Annotated in this window: 14 protein-coding genes and 2 pseudogenes; 6 read left to right on the forward strand and 10 right to left on the reverse strand. The window is 72.2% G+C overall.

The window, feature by feature from the left end; all coding sequences use genetic code 11:
• Positions 1–18 precede the first annotated feature (18 nt).
• A complete protein-coding gene (locus ACFVYS_RS19340) occupies positions 19–639 on the reverse strand; it encodes a TetR family transcriptional regulator (RefSeq protein ID WP_389503468.1) in 621 nt (206 codons plus the stop codon).
• A gap of 209 nt (positions 640–848) precedes the next feature.
• On the opposite strand from ACFVYS_RS19340, the gene ACFVYS_RS19345 reads away from it, so the two are divergent.
• The 3 genes from ACFVYS_RS19345 to ACFVYS_RS19355 are packed head-to-tail and all read left to right on the forward strand — an operon-like array spanning position 849 to position 4,176.
• Positions 849–2,291, forward strand: a complete 1,443-nt coding sequence (locus ACFVYS_RS19345; protein ID WP_389503470.1) for a glycosyltransferase family 4 protein — start codon at positions 849–851, stop codon at positions 2,289–2,291.
• Entirely contained in the window at positions 2,285–3,100 is an 816-nt protein-coding gene (locus ACFVYS_RS19350) for a class I SAM-dependent methyltransferase (RefSeq protein WP_389503472.1), read from the forward strand. Before ACFVYS_RS19345 ends, ACFVYS_RS19350 begins: the two co-directional genes overlap by 7 nt.
• On the forward strand, positions 3,097–4,176 hold the full coding sequence (locus ACFVYS_RS19355; RefSeq protein ID WP_389503474.1) for a prenyltransferase/squalene oxidase repeat-containing protein: 1,080 nt from the start codon (positions 3,097–3,099) through the stop codon (positions 4,174–4,176). The genes ACFVYS_RS19350 and ACFVYS_RS19355 overlap by 4 nt, the downstream gene beginning before the upstream one ends.
• A gap of 105 nt (positions 4,177–4,281) precedes the next feature.
• Here ACFVYS_RS19355 and ACFVYS_RS19360 read toward each other — a convergent pair whose 3' ends face one another.
• From ACFVYS_RS19360 to ACFVYS_RS19385, 6 genes and pseudogenes are all read right to left on the reverse strand, one after another.
• Positions 4,282–4,572 carry a hypothetical protein gene (locus ACFVYS_RS19360; protein WP_054238057.1) on the reverse strand — a complete coding sequence of 97 codons (291 nt, stop codon included), beginning with the start codon at positions 4,570–4,572 and terminating at the stop codon, positions 4,282–4,284.
• A 64-nt stretch (positions 4,573–4,636) separates the two neighbouring features.
• Positions 4,637–5,647 (reverse strand): LLM class F420-dependent oxidoreductase, encoded by a 1,011-nt coding sequence (locus tag ACFVYS_RS19365; protein WP_389503476.1) that lies wholly within the window; start codon positions 5,645–5,647, stop codon positions 4,637–4,639.
• A 111-nt stretch (positions 5,648–5,758) separates the two neighbouring features.
• Positions 5,759–6,565 (reverse strand): hypothetical protein, encoded by an 807-nt coding sequence (locus tag ACFVYS_RS19370; RefSeq protein WP_389503478.1) that lies wholly within the window; start codon positions 6,563–6,565, stop codon positions 5,759–5,761.
• A gap of 175 nt (positions 6,566–6,740) precedes the next feature.
• Entirely contained in the window at positions 6,741–7,742 is a 1,002-nt protein-coding gene (locus tag ACFVYS_RS19375; protein ID WP_389503480.1) for an N-acetylmuramoyl-L-alanine amidase, read from the reverse strand.
• Positions 7,743–8,026: 284 nt separating this feature from the next.
• Positions 8,027–8,562, reverse strand: a pseudogene (locus tag ACFVYS_RS19380) (MFS transporter); the annotation flags it as partial.
• Positions 8,563–8,642: 80 nt separating this feature from the next.
• Positions 8,643–9,491 carry an NAD(P)H-binding protein gene (locus tag ACFVYS_RS19385; RefSeq protein WP_389503482.1) on the reverse strand — a complete coding sequence of 283 codons (849 nt, stop codon included), beginning with the start codon at positions 9,489–9,491 and terminating at the stop codon, positions 8,643–8,645.
• 207 nt (positions 9,492–9,698) lie between these two features.
• Between ACFVYS_RS19385 and ACFVYS_RS19390 the strand changes: the two genes are divergently transcribed.
• The 3 genes from ACFVYS_RS19390 to ACFVYS_RS19400 all read left to right on the forward strand — a co-directional run bounded on the left by ACFVYS_RS19390 (position 9,699) and on the right by ACFVYS_RS19400 (position 13,170).
• Positions 9,699–10,364 carry a TetR/AcrR family transcriptional regulator gene (locus tag ACFVYS_RS19390; protein ID WP_389503484.1) on the forward strand — a complete coding sequence of 222 codons (666 nt, stop codon included), beginning with the start codon at positions 9,699–9,701 and terminating at the stop codon, positions 10,362–10,364.
• 235 nt (positions 10,365–10,599) lie between these two features.
• Positions 10,600–12,342 carry an MFS transporter gene (locus ACFVYS_RS19395; RefSeq protein WP_389503486.1) on the forward strand — a complete coding sequence of 581 codons (1,743 nt, stop codon included), beginning with the start codon at positions 10,600–10,602 and terminating at the stop codon, positions 12,340–12,342.
• A gap of 177 nt (positions 12,343–12,519) precedes the next feature.
• On the forward strand, positions 12,520–13,170 hold the full coding sequence (locus tag ACFVYS_RS19400) for a class I SAM-dependent methyltransferase (RefSeq protein ID WP_389503488.1): 651 nt from the start codon (positions 12,520–12,522) through the stop codon (positions 13,168–13,170).
• A 90-nt stretch (positions 13,171–13,260) separates the two neighbouring features.
• On the opposite strand, the gene ACFVYS_RS19405 is transcribed toward ACFVYS_RS19400, so the two are convergent.
• From ACFVYS_RS19405 to ACFVYS_RS19415, 3 genes and pseudogenes are all read right to left on the reverse strand, one after another.
• Complete coding sequence (locus ACFVYS_RS19405) at positions 13,261–14,739, reverse strand: hypothetical protein (protein WP_389503490.1); 1,479 nt, start codon at positions 14,737–14,739, stop codon at positions 13,261–13,263.
• Between the two features lie 104 nt (positions 14,740–14,843).
• On the reverse strand, positions 14,844–15,476 hold the full coding sequence (locus ACFVYS_RS19410) for a response regulator (protein ID WP_389503571.1): 633 nt from the start codon (positions 15,474–15,476) through the stop codon (positions 14,844–14,846).
• Positions 15,477–15,787: 311 nt separating this feature from the next.
• Positions 15,788–17,185: pseudogene (locus ACFVYS_RS19415) on the reverse strand (sensor histidine kinase); the annotation flags it as partial.
• Positions 17,186–17,345: the final 160 nt, after the last annotated feature.

The following is a 17,345-nucleotide window of genomic DNA, read 5'->3' on the forward strand; positions in this document are numbered from 1 at the left end:
GTGTCCCGTTCGTGGGTTCTACTCGTGGGTCCGGGGGTCCGTCACGTCGATCAGCCGGCACACCGTCTCGATGTCGATCCGTACCTGGGCGATGGACGCGCGCCCCGACAGCCAGGTGATGAGCGCCGAGTGCCAGGTGTGCTCGATGACGCGGACCGCCGAGAGCTGCTCCGGGGTGGGGTCGGTCAGGCCCATCGAGTCCAGGATGATCGCCGTCGTCTGACGGGAGACCTGGTCGACCTCCGGTGAGACGCTGCGGTCGGCGAAGGTCAGCGCGCGGACCATCGCGTCCGCCAGGTGCGGCTCGCGCTGGAGGGCGCGGAAGGCGCGCATCAGGGTCTCCGCGACGCGGTCCGCCGCCCGCTCGCCCGTCGGGGGCTTCTTCCTGAGCGTGCCGTGCATGTGCTCCAGCTGGTCCTGCATCGTGGCGACCAGCAGGTGCACCTTGGAGGGAAAGTAGCGGTAGAGCGTGCCCAGGGCGACCTGTGAGGACTCCGCGACCTCCCGCATCTGCACCGCGTCGAACCCGCCCCGGCTGGCCAACTGCGCGCTCGCGTGCAGGATGCGACGCCGACGCTCCTCCTGCCGCTGGGTGAGCGGGGAGTGGGCAGGGTGCTGAGTGCTGGCTTCCGCAGGCATGGGTCCCGTTCCGTGACAGTCGGTGAGGCTCAGTGGGCGCACAGCTCGACGGGGCGGTCGGCCGTGGCGTGAATCACCTGATCCACTGCTCACAGCTCTCCTACCTGCCGGTAGATTCAGAGCCTCCCGAACGATCAAGTCTGAAACTTGTTCTAGATTAGCGTCCCGTCGTAGTCTCGCGGGACAATGCAGGCAGAAGGGGGCCCGGAGTGACCGCTGAGGCCAGTCAGGCAGGGCCCCGGCACGACCTCGCCGCCGACGGCGGGAGATCGCTCCACATCGCTCTCCTCACCTATAAGGGGAACCCGTTCTGCGGGGGCCAGGGCGTCTATGTACGGCATCTCTCGCGTGAGCTCGCCCGACTCGGTCACCGCGTCGAGGTGATCGGCTCCCAGCCCTATCCGGTGCTCGACCCGGGCCACGACGACCGTCTCACCCTCACCGAGCTGCCCAGCCTCGACCTCTACCGTCAGCCGGATCCTTTCCGCACCCCGAAGCGCGGCGAGTACCGCGACTGGGTCGACGCCCTCGAGGTCGCCACGATGTGGACCGGCGGCTTCCCCGAGCCGCTGACCTTCTCGCTGCGGGCCCGCCGCCATCTCCGCGCGCGCAGCGGCGAGTTCGACATCGTGCACGACAACCAGACCCTGGGATACGGGCTGCTGGGGGACATCGGCGCGCCCCTCGTCACCACCATCCACCACCCCATCACCGTCGACCGGCAGTTGGAGCTGGACGCGGCCGAGGGGTGGCGGCGCCGGTACTCCGTGCGCCGCTGGTACGCGTTCACCCGGATGCAGAAGCGGGTCGCGCGCCGGCTGCCGTCCGTGCTCACCGTCTCCGGCACCTCCCGCCAGGAGATCGTCGACCACCTCGGCGTCCGCGACGACCGCGTCCACGTCATCCACATCGGTGCCGACACCGACCTGTTCTCGCCGAACCCCGCCGTGGCCGTCGTACCGGGCCGGATCGTGACGACGTCCAGCGCGGACGTCCCGCTCAAGGGCCTGGTCTTCCTCGTCGAGGCGCTGGCCAAGGTGCGCACCGAGCACCCGCACGCCCACCTCGTCGTCGTCGGCAAGCGCCCGCAGGAGGGGCCGGTCGCCCAGGCGATCGAGCGGTACGGCCTCGAAGGCGCCGTCGAGTTCGTCAAGGGCATCTCCGACGCCGAACTGGTCGACCTGGTCCGCTCGGCGGAGGTCGCCTGCGTGCCGTCGCTGTACGAGGGCTTCTCCCTGCCGGCCGCCGAGGCCATGGCCACGGGCACCCCGCTGCTCGCCACGACCGGCGGGGCGATCCCCGAGGTCGCCGGGCGCGACGGCGAGACCTGCCTGGCCGTGCCGCCGGGCGACTCCGGTGCGCTGGCCACGGGTCTCGGACGGCTGCTGGGCGACCCGGAGTTGCGGGCCCGGCTCGGTGCGGCCGGACGCCAACGGGTGCTCGAGCGGTTCACCTGGGCGCGGGCCGCCGAGGGGACCGTGGCCCGGTACCGCGAGGCGATAGCCGGCCGCGGTCGCTCACGGGTCGCCGAGGCTTCCGCGGCTTCCGCCGCCCCCGAAGCCGTCGAGTCCGTCGGTGCCGGGTCCGGTGCCGACACCGACGCCGTATCCGAAGCATCCGATCGCGATCGCGAAAGCAGGGCCACGTGCTGACCGTCGACTTCTCCCGGTTCCCGCTCGCCCCGGGCGACCGAGTCCTGGACCTGGGCTGCGGTGCCGGCCGGCACGCCTTCGAGTGTTACCGGCGCGGTGCGCAGGTCGTGGCCCTCGACCAGAACGCCGAGGAGATCCGCGAGGTCGCCAAGTGGTTCGCGGCGATGAAGGAGGCCGGCGAGGCCCCCGAGGGAGCCACCGCTACGGCCATGGAGGGCGACGCCCTCGCCCTGCCCTTCCCCGACGAGTCCTTCGACGTCGTGATCATCTCCGAGGTCATGGAGCACATCCCGGACGACAAGGGTGTCCTCGCCGAGATGGTGCGGGTGCTCAAGCCGGGCGGCCGGATCGCCATCACCGTCCCGCGCTACGGCCCCGAGAAGGTCTGCTGGACCCTCTCCGACGCCTACCACGAGGTGGAGGGCGGCCACATCCGCATCTACCGGGCGGACGAACTGCTCACGAAGATCCGCGAGGCGGGCCTGAAGCCGTACGGCACCCACCACGCCCACGCGCTGCACTCGCCGTACTGGTGGCTGAAGTGCGCCTTCGGCGTCGACAACGACAAGGCGCTGCCGGTGCGGGCGTACCACAAGCTGCTGGTCTGGGACATCATGAAGAAGCCCCTCGCCACCCGGGTCGCCGAGCAGGCGCTGAACCCGCTCATCGGCAAGAGCTTCGTGGCCTACGCGACCAAGCCGCACCTGCCGCGACTCTCCGAGCAGGCAGAGAACGCCGGGCAGCCGGACAGGACCGCGCAGGCGGACAAGACCGAGCAGGCCGAGAAGACCGGGGCGGACGCCAAGTGACCACACCCCGGACAGAGCACCTCGTCCTGCCCGGGGTCCTCACCTCCGAGCAGGCCGCCGAGACCGTCGCCGGCATCCTCGCCGTGCAGCGTGAGGACGGTGCGATCCCGTGGTTCCGGGGCCACCACCTCGACCCGTGGGACCACACCGAGGCCGCGATGGCGCTGGACGCGGCGGGCGAACACGAGGCCGCCGAGCGGGCGTACACCTGGCTGGCCCGGCACCAGAACGAGGACGGTTCCTGGTTCGCTGCCTACGCGGACGGCGCCTTCGACGACGTCACCGACCGTGGACGCGAGACGAACTTCGTCGCCTACATAGCGGTGGGCGTCTGGCACCACTACCTGTCCACCGGCGACGACACCTTCCTGGACCGCATGTGGCCGGCCGTCTACGCGGCCGTCGAGTACGTGCTGCGGCTCCAGCAGCCCGGCGGCCAGATCGGCTGGCGGCGCGACGACGACGGCACCCCGACCGCCGACGCGCTGCTCACCGGCTCCTCCTCCGTCCACCAGGCACTGCGCTGCGCGCTCGCCATCGCCGAGCAGCGCGAAGAGCCGCAGCCCGACTGGGAGTTGGCGGTGGGGGCCCTGCGGCACGCGATCCGCAGGCACCCCGAGCGGTTCCTCGACAAGGACCGCTACTCGATGGACTGGTACTACCCGGTGCTGGGCGGGGCGTTGACCGGCACGGAGGCCAAGTCCCGGATCGAGGCCGAGTGGGATCGGTTCGTGGTCCCGGGTCTCGGCGTGCGCTGTGTCGACCCCAACCCGTGGGTGACGGGCGGCGAGTCGGCCGAACTCGCCCTCGCGCTCTGGGTGATGGGCGAGTCCGACCGGGCGCTGGAGATCCTTCAGTCGATCCAGCACCTGCGCGACGCGGAGTCGGGCCTGTACTGGACGGGGTTCGTGTTCGACGACGAGGCGATCTGGCCCCAGGAGCTGACCACCTGGACCGCGGGGTCGCTGCTGCTCGCCGTGGCGGCCCTCGGTGGTCACGAGGCCACCTGCGCCGTGTTCGGCGGGGAGCAGCTGCCGTCCGGGCTGTCCGGGCTCGAGGCGGACTGCTGCGCCTGAGCCGCTTCCGGGCCTGGCCTGTTCGTGGCCTGTTCCTGGCCTGGCTCGTTCCCGGGGGCGGACTGGTTCCCGGGACGGGTCACCGGACCCGCCCCGGGATCTGTCTTAGTGGCGGTGGACCCGGTTGGCGATCGCGTGACCGATGAACAGGTAGACGACGGCTGCCAGGCCGTAGCCCGCCACCACCCGCGCCCACGCCTCGTCGAACGTGAACAGGTCACGTGACCAGCCGGCCAGCCAGTTGGCCGCGTCATGCACGAACTGGACCAGGTCGTTGCCCCTGTTGGCGTCCAGCAGGTACATGAGGATCCACAGCCCGAGGATGACGGCCATGACGTCCGCGACCACCGCTATGACCGTTCCGGCGGAGTTGGAACCACTGCGATATCGAGACATGACTTCCGTCTGGCCCCGGAATCCCGGTTGAAACGTGGAGTGTTCGCTCTCCGTGCGCCCGTGGCTATGAGTTGAGCTCCGCCAGCACCCGGAGGGTCGTCCGGTCCGGGGCGACGACCAGCAGGTCCGTCACCGGCCCCTTGCGCCAGGACTCCAGCCGCTCGGCGACGCGTTCGCGCGGGCCGACCAGGGAGATCTCGTCGGCGAAGGCGTCCGGGACGGCCAGCACCGCCTCCTCGCGCCGCCCGGCCAGGAACAGTTCCTGGATGTGCCGGGCCTCCTCCTCATATCCCATGCGGGCCATCAGGTCGGCGTGGAAGTTGCGGGTGGCGTGGCCCATGCCGCCGATGTAGAAGCCGAGCATGGTCTTCACGGGGAGCAGCCCCTCGGCGACGTCGGCACAGATCCGCGCCTGGGCGAGGGGCGCGACCCGGAAACCGTCGGGCAGTTCCGCGACCGCCGGGCCGTACGCGTCCGGCCGGTCGGGCGACCAGTACAGCGGCAGCCAGCCGTCGGCGATACGGATCGTCTGGGCGACGTTGCGCGGACCCTCCGCGCCCAGCAGCACCGGCAGGTCGGGGCGCAGCGGGTGGGTGATGGACCTGAGCGGTCTGCCGAGGCCCGTCGCGTCCGGGCCGCGGTAGGGGTGCGAGTGGAAGCGGCCGTCCAGTTCCACCGGCGCCCGGCGGCGCAGCACCTGGCGCACCACGTCCACGTACTCCCGGGTCGCGGTCAGGGGGGACTGGGGGAACGGCCGGCCGTACCAGCCCTCCACCACCTGGGGGCCGGACAGGCCGAGCCCGAGCGTCATCCGGCCGCCGGAGAGATGGTCCAGGGTCAGGGCGTGCATCGCGGTCGTGGTGGGGGAGCGGGCCGCCATCTGCGCGACCGCCGTGCCCAGTTTGATCGTCGAGGTGCGGGCGGCGATCCAGGTGAGGGGCGTGAAGGCGTCCGAGCCCCAGGACTCCGCCGTCCACACGGAGTCGTAACCGAGCCGTTCCGCCTCACGCGCCAGCTCCACGTGGTCGGGGGAGGGGCCGCGGCCCCAGTAGCCGAGCGCCAGACCGAGCCGCATGCCCGCCTCCTGACGGTGTGTCAGACAAGGGAAGGCTGCGACTGTACGACAACGGCCCCCCGCCCGGAAGGGCGAGGGGCCGTGCGTGAAGCTGTGCGGGAGAGCCGGGGCTCAGCCGCGCTGGATACCGGAGGAGTCCCGCAGGACACCGCGGCGGCCGTCCTGGGTCTGGGCGACCAGGCCTTGGGCGCCCTGCTCGACCGCGAGGTACCAGGTGCCCGGCGCCAGTTCGGCGATCGGCATCGGCGCACCGTCCTCCGCGTACAGCGGGCGCGGCACCGGCACGGCGAACCAGAACGGGGAGAAGTCCCCGCCCGAGGGCTGCGCCGGACCCGGCTGGGCGCCGAACGGCGGCTGACTCGGCTGGCCCTGCTGCGGCGGACCGCCGAACGCCGACGGCTGCTGCGGGGCGCCCGGGTAGCCGTAACCGGCGGGCGGCTGCGCGCCGTACGGCTGCGGGGCGGCCGGCCTGGGCGCCGGGACGAGGGCGGCCTGGAGGGCGGGCACCAGCGGGGTGGCGACCGCGCCGGCGGCCAGCAGCAGCGCGGCGATCAGGCCCAGGATCAGACCGGAGCCCGTCTCGATGTCGGTGCTGCCGAAGGTGTCGCTGAACGCACCGAGCGGGTCGATGATCGTCCAGAACGCCGTCCACGCGGCGAAGACCGTCAGCGCGACACCGAACTGCCCCAGGTCGATGCCGGCCACCTTGCGCGGCTGCGGAAGCGCGCGGGCGACGACGATCAGGGCGGCACCGATGATTCCGCCGAGATACATGCTCATTACGAGGCCGAGGTTGTCCCAGGCGTTCGGGACGTCACTGCCGGAGCCGTCGAACGTGTCCAGGAACGACGCGATGAACAGCAATACCGCTGCTCCGATCACCACGCCGTCGCCTCGAGTGAGGGAGCGGATATTCACTTCAGGTCCTTCGTCAGTCGTCTCGTCATCGGTACACGCATACACATATCGGTAGAGGCGTCGCTGTCACCATGTCGCCGTCAGGCCCCTGTGTGAAGCGCGGGGGTGGCCCCTCATCGTAGGGACGACACTATCGTCACCACGATCGCGCTGTCCGCCGGGATGAGGGCCCTGATCACGACCCGTGCAGGAAACTCACGATTCCCTCAGAGATCCCCTGCGCCGCCTTCTGCCGCCAGGCGCCACTGGTCAGCAGCGCCGCGTCCTTGGTATCGCGCATGTTGCCGCACTCGATGAACACCTTGGGAACCGTTGACAGATTGAGACCGCCCAGGTCCTCACGCGTGACGAGACCGGTGCCGTCGCCGACGTAGTTGGACGGTGAAGTGCCCGTCGCCCGGCCGAAGTCGCCCGCGACGAGCTTCCCGAGGTCCTTCGACGGGGCGACGATGGCGCGGGTGTCGGCGCCGCCCTCGTGCACCGCGCCCGGCAGGATCACATGGAAGCCGCGCTGCCCGGCCCCGGCGCCGTCGGCGTGGATCGAGACGACCGCGTCGGCGTGCGCCGCGTTCCCGATCCGGGCGCGCTCGTCGACACACGGGCCGTACGGCCGGTCCCCGTTCTGCGTCAGCCGCACCGTGGCGCCCTGCCGCTGGAGCAGGGTGCGCAGCCGATGGGCCACCTCCAGCGTGAACTCCGCCTCGTTGTAACCGGAGTTCGTGGACGTACCCGTCGTGTCGCACTCCTTGCGGTTGGTGCCGATGTCCACCTTGCTGTTGATGTCGGCGGTGTGCTGGTAGTTGGTGGGGTTGTGGCCGGGGTCGATGACGACGACCTTGCCCCGGAGCGAGGTGGCGCCGGAACCGGCCGGGGCCGAGGCGGTGCCCTTACCGACACCCGTCTTCCCGTCGCCGGCACCGCCCGCGCTGCCCGCACCCTCCGAGCCGTTCGCGGGGGAGCTCAGGACACTCGGCGCCGCCCCCGCCCCGGTCCCGCCCGTCCCGCCGCCCCCGGTCCCGCCCAGTGCCTCGTACGCCAGCCAGCCGAGCAGCGCCCCGGGCACCAGCGCGGCGAGCGCCACGGTCAGCGGGCGGCGCAGCGGCGAGCGGCGCGGCCGCGGGGGACCGAGGGGATCGGAGGGATCGAAGGGACCGGGGTTCGAGCCTGCGTACGACACGCCTGCCACCCTAACGGCCACCCCGAAGACCTCTCAGCGGGACGACGCCGGACGGATGACGGACGGACGACGGACGCGGATGACGGACGGACGGCAGATACGGATGACGGATGCGGGGGACGGATGCGGATGACGAACGGCAGCCGGTCGGCTCCGGTCGGCTCGTCGGCTTCGCCCGGTCGCTCGGCTTCGGTCGGCCGGTCGGCAGGTCGGCAGGTCGGCTTCGGGCGGCTGTCAGGCGGCGGAGGGTCGGCGGGGTAGCCAGGTCACCATCAGGGCCGCACCCACGACATGAGGTCCACCAGTGCCCCGCCGACGAGCCCGCCCGCGGCCCCGCCACCCGCGCCGACCGCCGTCCACGTGGCGATGGCCCGCGCCCGCGCGGCGCCCTCCGGCACGGCGGAGGTGACGATCGTCAGCGTCGCGGGCGCGAGGATCGCCGCGCCCAGACCCTGCACGGCCCGCGCGAGCAGCAGTTGCCGGCCGTCCAGCGCCAGGCCGCCGGCCAGCGAGGCCAGCGTGAACAGGGCGAGGCCGGTGAGGAACATCCGCTTGCGGCCGTAGAGGTCGCCCGCCCGGCCGCCGAGCAGCATGAACCCGGCGAAGGCGATCGAAACGCGTTCACCACCCAGTGCAGGCCCGAGGCACTCATCCCGAGATCCGCCCGGATCGACGGCAGCGCCACGTTCACCACGGACACGTCGAGCACGACGAGGAACTGTCCGGCGCAGGCGAGTGCCACGAGCAGCCAGGCGGGAGCGGTGGAAGCGCGGGATCTCCGGGCGCGGGTGGTGTCGGCGGTTTCCAGCATGGGCGTCATGGTCTCAACCGGGTTGCGCCCCTTGTATCGGGATTTCGACCCAGGGCGCGGGTGTGAGGCCGCCCCGGGACTTCGGTGGCTCAGGAGGCGGTGAAGTCGGCGATGTGGTCGGTGGCCCAGACGGTGAAGGGGCGGGCGGGGTGGCCGGTGAGTTCCTCGACGGTGCGGGTGAGGGCGACGGGCCTGCCGTCCGTGGACTCCCACCAGGCGAGGAGGGCGTCGGCGTAGACGGCGGGGATGTGCCCGTCGGTCTCCGCCTTCCACTCCTCGGCGGTGACGTGCTTGACCGCGATGGCACGGCCGGTGACGGCGGCGAGCCGGTCGATCTGCTCGGCGAACGTCAGCGACTCGGGTCCGGTGAGGGTGAACCGGCCGCCGCGGTGCCGGGGGTCGGTGAGGACGGCGTGGGCGGCCTCGGCCAGGTCCGCCTCGTGGAGGGGGTCGGTGTGGGCGCCGGGGAAGGGCAGGCTGACGGGCAGTCCGGCCCTGACGGGCCAGGCCCAGGACGCGGCGTTGGAGGCGAAGGAGCCGGGTCGCAGGAGGGTGGTGGCGATCGGGGAGGCGAGCAGCGCCCGCTCCACGGCCAGGTGGGAGCCGGCCAGGGGGTCGTCCTTCGGCTCGGAGTCGAGCGCGCCCAGGACGCTGGAGCTGGACAGCACCACGACATGGGTGACGCCGGCCCGGTGGGCCTGTTCGGCGAACTCGGTGACGTGGTCGGGGGTCGCGTAGAGGAAGACGGAGGTGACGCCGGCCAGGGCGGCGGGGAAGGTCGCCGGGTCGGAGAGGTCGAGGGTGACCGTCTCGACGCCGGGCGGCGGGGTGAGGTCGGCGCGCGCGGCCGAGCCGACGCGCACGGGTATGCCGTCGGCGTGCAGGAGGGCGAGCAGCCGGGTGGCGACCGCGCCGCGGCCTCCGGTGATCAGGATCATGACGGTTCCTCTTCTGGGTGCTGGGTGCTGGGTGCTGGGTGCTGGATGGGCGATCTGCATGCGAACGTTGTTCGTGGCGAACAGTGTTCGTCAGCATGCCCTCGACAGTAGGAGCGAACGCTGTTCGTGTCAAACACCGTTCGTCACGGTCCTCGTTCGTGGCGACCGGCGTTCGTGCACGTCGCCCCTCCCCGCTACCCTCTTCCCGTGACCCCCGAGCCGATCAGCCGCCGCGCGCGGCCCGCCAAGGCCCCCCTCAGCCGCGAGGCGATCGTGCGTGCCGGGCTGGCCATCCTCGACCGTGACGGGCTGGACGCGCTGACCATGCGCCGCGTCGCCAAGGAGCTCGACACCGGGCCGGCCTCGCTCTACGTCTATGTCGCCAACCGCGACGACCTGATGGCCGCGATGCTGGACGAGGCGCTCGCCCGGGTCCCGCTCACCGCGGAGGGCACCTGGCGGGAGCAGCTGCACGCCCTGGTGGCGGCGAGCGTCGAGGCCATGAGCCGGCATGAGGGGCTGGCCGCCGTCGCTCTCGGCGCGATCCCCACCGGCGCCAACGCCCTGCTCGTCATCGACCGCATGCTCGCGCTGCTCAAACAGGGCGGTCTCGACGACATCACCGCCGCCTGGGCCGTCGACCTGCTCCATCTCCACAGCGCTGCGGCCGCCGCCGAACAGAGCGCCTACCTCAACAAGGGCGGCAAGGAGGAGACCGTCGTGGCGGACGCCGATCGTCATTACGCGGCCCTGCCCGCCGACCGCTACCCGATGATCACCGCGCTGCGACCGGCCCTGTTCGCGCCCGGCGACCGTGACGCCTGGGGCCTGGACGTGCTGCTCAGCGGCATCCTCCAGACCCCCGCCCGCTGAGGCGCGGCGCCGTCTTCCGGTCGTCCTCCCGGCCGTCTCCAGGTCGTCGCTCCCGCGAGAGAGCCTCCGGGGAGCCCCAGGGGGATCTTCAGGGAACCTTCAGAGGAATCTTCCGGGGAACCTTCAAGAGAAGATAAAGAAATCGTTAGTACGCCGAAGCATCGGAATAGTTGCCCATGCATACAGGTTCGGTCTCCATGTATCCCTGACGCACCGCCCCCGGAGGCCCCACCTCATGACGCACACGACGACCGGCCGGCCCACCCGCGAAGCGAGCGGAGCCGTCGTCCCGGTGCTCGCCTTCGCGGGCATCGTGGTGGCGGTGATGCAGACCCTGCTCGTCCCGGTCATCAAGGACCTGCCCCAGCTGCTGGGCACCGCGCCCAGCAACGCCACCTGGGTCCTCACCTCGACGCTGCTGTCGGGCGCCGTGGCCACTCCGATCATGGGCCGCCTCGGCGACCTGTACGGCAAGCGGCGCCTGCTGATAGCCAGCCTCGCGGTGATGGTGGTCGGCGCGCTGGTCAGCGCCCTCACCAGTGACCTGATCACGATGATCGCCGGCCGCACCCTCCAGGGCTTCGCGATGGGCGCGATCCCGCTCGGCATCGGCCTGATGCGGGACATGCTGCCGCGCGAGAAGCTCGGCTCGGCGATGGCCCTGATGAGCTCCTCGATCGGCGTCGGCGGCGGCCTCGCCCTGCCGCTCGCGGCCCTGATCGCCCAGCACGCCGACTGGCACGCCCTGTTCTACGGCGCCGCCGGCCTCGGAGTCCTCGCCATCGTCCTCACCCTCCTCGTCGTCCCCGAGTCCCCGGCGCGCGCCGAGGGCACCTTCGACGTCGCCGGCGCGATCGGTCTCTCCACCGGTCTGGTGCTCTTCCTGCTGCCGATCACCAAGGGCAGCGACTGGGGCTGGACCTCCGGCACCACCCTCGGCCTCTTCGCCGCCGCGGCCGTCGTCCTCGTCCTGTGGGGCGTGATGGAGCTGCGGCTGAAGGCCCCGCTCGTCGACCTGCGCACCACGGCCCGGCCGGCCGTCCTCTTCACCAACCTGGCCTCGATCATGGTCGGCGTCTCGTTCTACGTCGTCTCCCTGGTCCTGCCGCAACTGCTCCAGCTGCCGAAGGCCACCGGCTACGGCCTCGGCCAGTCGATGGTCACCGCCGGTCTGCTCGTCGCGCCGCTCGGCCTGACGATGATGTTCACCGCGCCCGTCTACGCCAAGCTGTCCGCCAAGTACGGCCCCAAGTTCACGCTGATCCTCGGCATGCTGATCATCGCGATCGGCTACGGCGCCGGCCTCGGCCTGATGAGCGCCGCCTGGCAGAGCCTCGTCATCGCCGTCGTCCTCGGCGCCGGCATCGGCCTCGCGTACTCCTCGCTGCCCGCGCTGATCGTCGGCGCGGTCCCGGCCTCGGAGACCGGCGCGGCCAACGGCCTCAACACCCTGATGCGGTCCATCGGCACCTCGGTGTCCAGCGCCGTCATCGGCATGGTGCTGGCCAATACCGCGAACGACGTCGGCGGCGTCGCCGTACCGACCATGCACGGCTTCCGCGTCTCCTTCCTGATCGCCACCGCCGCCGTCGCGGTCGGCCTGCTCCTGGCCCTCTTCCTGCCCAGGCAGCAGCGTCCGTCGGCCGTGCCGCAGCTGCGTGCCAGCAGCGAGGAGGAAGCCAACCTGAAGCACGCCGAGGAGGTCCTGCGGGGCTTCCGCGGCCGGGTCCTGGACGCCGACGGCGTCCCGGTCGCCCGCGCCAAGGTCACGCTCATCGACCGCCGCGGCCGCCAGGCCGGCGCCACCCTCTCGCAGGAGGACGGCAGCTACGCCCTCGCCGTCCCCGCCCAGGGCGCCTACGTCCTCGCCGCGAAGGCCACCGGCCACGGCCCGCTGGCCAGCTCCGCGACCCACGCGGGCGACGAGCGTCCGGTCGACCTGGACCTCGCCCTGCCGGGGGAGACGGTCGACGCCTGACCCTCGCCGGGCCCGGACCCGAACACCCCGCGTGCCCGTCGGCCCGTCGTTTCCGCACCCCCTGTCGCCTCGGCGGCGGGGGGTGCGGCAGCATGGGCGGCCGTACGCGCGCGGAGCACTCGCACGCATGTACCACCACCGCATGTACCACCACGCACGGACCCCGGAGGACCCCCTATGACCGCGGCACCCAAGCCCGAGATCCTGGCCGCGTTCGAGGCGGCGAAGGGGTTCATGCCGGTCGACGAGGGCCTCGCCCTGTACGCGGCCGCCGTCGAGGCGGGCGCGCTCGGGCTGCCGCTGCTCGAGGTCGGCACCTACTGCGGGCGCTCCACGATCCTGCTCGCGGACGCGGCCCGGCAGACCGGGGTCAGCGCGCTCACCCTCGACCACCATCGGGGCAGCGAGGAGCAGCAGCCGGGCTGGGAGTACCACGACCCGGAGACCGTCGACCCCGAGGTCGGCCTGATGGACACCCTGCCCACCTTCCGCCGGACCCTGCACCGCGCGGGCCTGGAGGAGCACGTGGTCGCCCTGGTCGGACGTTCGCCGCGCATCGCCGCGTTCTGGAACTCGCCCCTCGGCCTCGTCTTCGTCGACGGCGGCCACACCGACGAGCACGCCACCTCCGACTACGAGGGCTGGGCACCGCATGTCGCCGAGGGCGGGCTCCTCGTCATCCACGACGTGTTCCCCGACCCGGTCGACGAGTTCACTGGTCAGGCCCCCTACCGCGTCTACCTTCGGGCCCTGGACTCAGGCGCCTTCACCGAGGTCTCGGACACCGGCTCGCTGCGCGTGCTGCGACGGACGGGCACGGGCATCTAGGACGCGGGCAGGCCGGACCGCCGACCGGGGGCGCGCTCAGGACCGGGCAGCACGCTCAGTCCCGGGGCGCGCTCAGGACCGGGGCAGCGCTCACGACGTTTTCGCGTTCCGGCGGCGACGGCGACGGCTGTGCACCACTGTCAGGACGACGACGGCCAGGGCGCCCGCGGTCCAGGTCCAGGGGCTACCGAAGAAGCGGCGGTAGGGCGGAGCGGGCGAGGCGTCGAGCGGGATGACGGCGAGGTCGTTGGCCGGGGTGCGGTCGAACGGGTTGTACGTGCGGATGGTGCCCTTCGCGCCCGGGACCTGACGGTCGATACGGATGTGGAAGTCGATCGCGGTCGTGCCCCCCTCGTGCCGCACTTCGTAGAAGCCGTCATAGCCGATCTCACAGACGAACGCGCCCCCCGGCTTCTCCGGTCGCGCGCAGGCCCACTTCCCGACGTCCCCCTCGAAGGTGTACGGGATCGAGGTGACCGTGGTGCCCTCCGGCGGGACCACCTCGAAGCGGCCCGTCTCCTCGTCACCCCGTATCCGGCCGGGGCCGAGGTCCTCCAGTCCGAGTCGCACCTTCACCGTGTCGCCGACCCGGCCCCGCACGGTCGCGGTGACCGGACGGTAGTCGGCCTGCACGTTGGTGGTGATCCCGAGCCTGCCGTGACTGTCGTCGAAGTCCTGGCCCGCCGTGCGGACCAGGGTGAGCGGGGAACCGGTCCCGCGCACGGTGTGATCGGCGGGGCGGGACGTGGGCGACGACCAGGTGTAGGTCACCTCGCCGGCCAGTCTCCCGGGCGGCGTGACCGTGTAGACCAGCGGCGCGCTGGTGCGGTAGGCGGCTCCCGCCGCGGCCTCCGTGGGGAAGGCGCACCAGGCGGAGGTGGCCGCGCGGCCCGCGTAGAAACAGTTGCTGTGCAGGGCGGTCAGCGTCACCCCCTCCGACGTGTTGACCTGGAGAGCGACGCCCTGCTTCGTGGGGAAACGGGTGTTGTTGGCCAACCGTGCCGTCACGTTCGCGGGCTTTCCCGGTGCCAGCCCGCTCACGCCCTTCTCCCGTCCGGGCGCGGAGAGCGTCGGACCGCCGACGGTCATCCGGGTGGTGCCGGTGATGGTGGGCGCGTTGTCGGCGGTCGCGGTGTACGTCACCGTCCCGCTGTCGCCCGGATCGAGGCCGTCCACCCCGAGGAGGGAGAGGGGCGTGTAGCTCTCGCCGTCGCCGTTCTGCAGATTGCCGTACTCGCACGTGTAGACCGGGCCCTCGGCCGTGCACATCCTGTTGTCCCCGAGCCGGGCGACGCCCTTCAGCCCCGATGCGTCCACGACCACCCGGACGTTGCGGGCCGGTTCGCCGCCCTTGCTCCGCTCGACGTGGACCGGGACCGCGAAGCCGTTGTTCGAGGCACTGGCCCCCTCGTCGGCGTTGTACATGACGTAGGTCCGCACGGTCTCGAACCGCATCACGACCTGCCCCGAGCCGTCGGCGGCGGCAGGTGCCACCGCCGTGGCGAACAGTGCCGCGACACTCGCCACCAGCGCGGCCGGACGCCTGAGGATCCCTATCGGTAAGGACATGCGGGCACTATGCCAGCGCTGGTCCGGACCTCTGCGGCCACCCCTTGCAACCGGCCCTCACCGCAGGCCTGCCCGCCCGGCCCGGCCGGCCTTGCGGCCGGTCCTCACAGCCAGCCCTGCTGCCGGGCCTCCCGCATCGCCTCCATGCGGTTGCGAGTGCTCGTCTTCCCGATAGCGGAGGAGAGGTAGTTGCGGACCGTGGACTCCGAGAGGTGCAGCCTGGCGGCGATGTCGGAGACGGTCGCGCCGTCCACGGAGGCCTTCAGGACGTCGCACTCGCGGGCGGTGAGCGGGTTCGGGCCGGCGCTCAGCGCGGCGGCGGCCAGTGCCGGGTCCACGACCGTCTCGCCGCCCAGCACCCGGCGGATCGCCTCCGCCAGCTCCTCCACCGGGCCGTCCTTGACCAGGAACCCCGAAGCCCCGGCCTCCATGGCCCGGCGCAGATAGCCGGGCCGGCCGAACGTGGTCAGGATCAGCACCCGGCAGCCGGGCGCCTGGTCGCGCAGCTCGGCGGCCGCGTCCAGACCGCTGATGCCGGGGAGTTCGATGTCGAGGAGCGCGACGTCCGGGCGGTGGAGGAGAGCCGCGTCCACGATTGCGTCCCCGGTGCCAACCTGCGCGACGACCTCGATGTCGGCCTCCAGCCCCAGCAGCAGGGCCAGCGCCCCGCGCATCATGCCCTGGTCCTCCGCGAGCAGCACCCTGATGGACTTGGCGGGGCGGTGGTCGGAGGGCATCTCGTTCACGGGCCAACCCGGCATCTCGGTCACGGGCCCAGGTTAGGGCCGACGGCTGCGGACGGCACGGTGTCGGCGGGATGCGCGGCCGCGGACGGCACGGTGTCCGCGGGCTGCCCGGCCGCTGGGGACCCCGTCCCTTCGGGTTCGGTGGCGTGGCCGGCGGTGGCGGTTGCGGTGACGCTGCTGGGGCTGGGGCTGGGGCTGGGGCTGGGGCAGTTGGCGGTCCCGGCGATGGTCCCGGTCCCGGTCTCGGCGATGCTCCCGGTGTCAGTTCTCGCGATGGTGTCCGGGTCGGTCCCAACAGTGGTGCCGCCGGCGGTCCCGCACGCCGTCCCGGTCCCCGTCTCCGCCCCCGTCGCCGACTCCGCCCCCGTCCCCCCGATGGTGCCGGTGTCGGTGCCCGGTTGTGACATCGGGAGTTCCACCGGCAGTTCCGCCGTGACCGTGAAGCCGCCGTGTGGTCCCGGGCCCGCCTTCAGGGTGCCGCCCGCCGCCGCCAGGCGCTCGCGCAGGCCGGTGAGCCCGGTGCCACCGCCCGGCGTGCAGCAGCTGTCGCCGCCCGTGTCGCTGCTGCCGCCTCCTCCGCTGCTGTTGCTGCCGTCGTCCGTCACCGTCAGCCGGACCCGTTCCGGGGTGCCCGAGACCGTGATCCCGCAGTGGCTCGCGTCGCTGTGCCGGACGACGTTGGTGACCGCCTCGCGCACCACCCAGCCGAGCAGGGCCGCGCTCCTCGGATCCGGCGGCGGCCCCGACCGGCTCACCGACGGTTCGACGCCCGCCGCCGTCAGGGCCGAGCGGGCCCGGTCCAACTCGCCGGCCAGGCTGCCCTCGCGGTAGCCGGTGACCGCCTCGCGGATCTCGGTCAGCGCCTGGCGGCCCACTGCCTCGATGTCGGTGACCTGGGAGAGGGCCGCGTCCATGTCGCGCGGCGCCAGCCGTCGGGCCGCCTCCGACTTCACCACGATCACCGACAAGGTGTGGCCGAGCAGGTCGTGCAGATCGCGGGAGAAGCGCAGCCGCTCCTCCTCCACCGCCCGGCGGGCGAGTTCCTCACGGGCGGCGCGCAGCTCCCGTACGGCCTCGGAGAGGGAGAGGATCGCCGCCGTCACCATCGTCGAGATCCAGGTGGCGTAGGCGATGGTGAGGCCCTCCCAGCCGTCGCGGGCGCAGGCGACCGCGCCCGCCAGGACGGCGACGGCGGTACCGATGGTGCGCAGCTGGGGGCCGCGCAGTACCGCGCCCGTCGCGAGGCCGAACAGCGGCAGGAAGAGCAGCCAGCTGCCGCCGTAACCGAGGGCGAGCCCGCAGGTCACGAGGCCCAGCGCCACCAGCGCCACCCGCGTGGAGGTCGCCTCGCGGGCCTCCTTCACGAAGGCGCGGAAGGCGACGTAGATGTAGAGCGAGTTGAACGTCAGCAGGCCCAGGCTGCCGATCCACGGGTTGGCGTCGCCCTGGAAGAGGTTGGAGAACGCGCCCATCCCCATCAGCAGCCACGGCAGCAGCGTGAAGCCGCTGGCCGGCGGACCCGGGTCCTCGGGAATCCGCCCGGCCCCTCCGGCTCGCCGGGCGCTCCGCTGCTCGGCCTTCCAGCGCTCCATGTCCGCTTTCCAGTGCCGCCGGTGCTCCCGTGCCGTACGGAACCCCGAGCGCCAGGCGTCCCGGCGGCAGGCCGCCGCGCGGCGCCGGTCCTCGAATGACCTGTTCATCTGTCCGTCCCCCGTTCCTGCGTGTCCCACGGTCGTGTGCCTGTCTTCGACGCTACGTTTCCGGGCCCGTTCGCGGCAGAGCCGGATGTACGCGGTCGGGCAGGACAAATGTCATCGGCACCCGTTTCTGACATGTCGTCAGGTGTCTTCACAACTTCCG

It is taken from the genome of Streptomyces sp. NPDC058295 (assembly GCF_042880655.1).
Lineage (GTDB): Bacteria > Actinomycetota > Actinomycetes > Streptomycetales > Streptomycetaceae > Streptomyces > Streptomyces coriariae.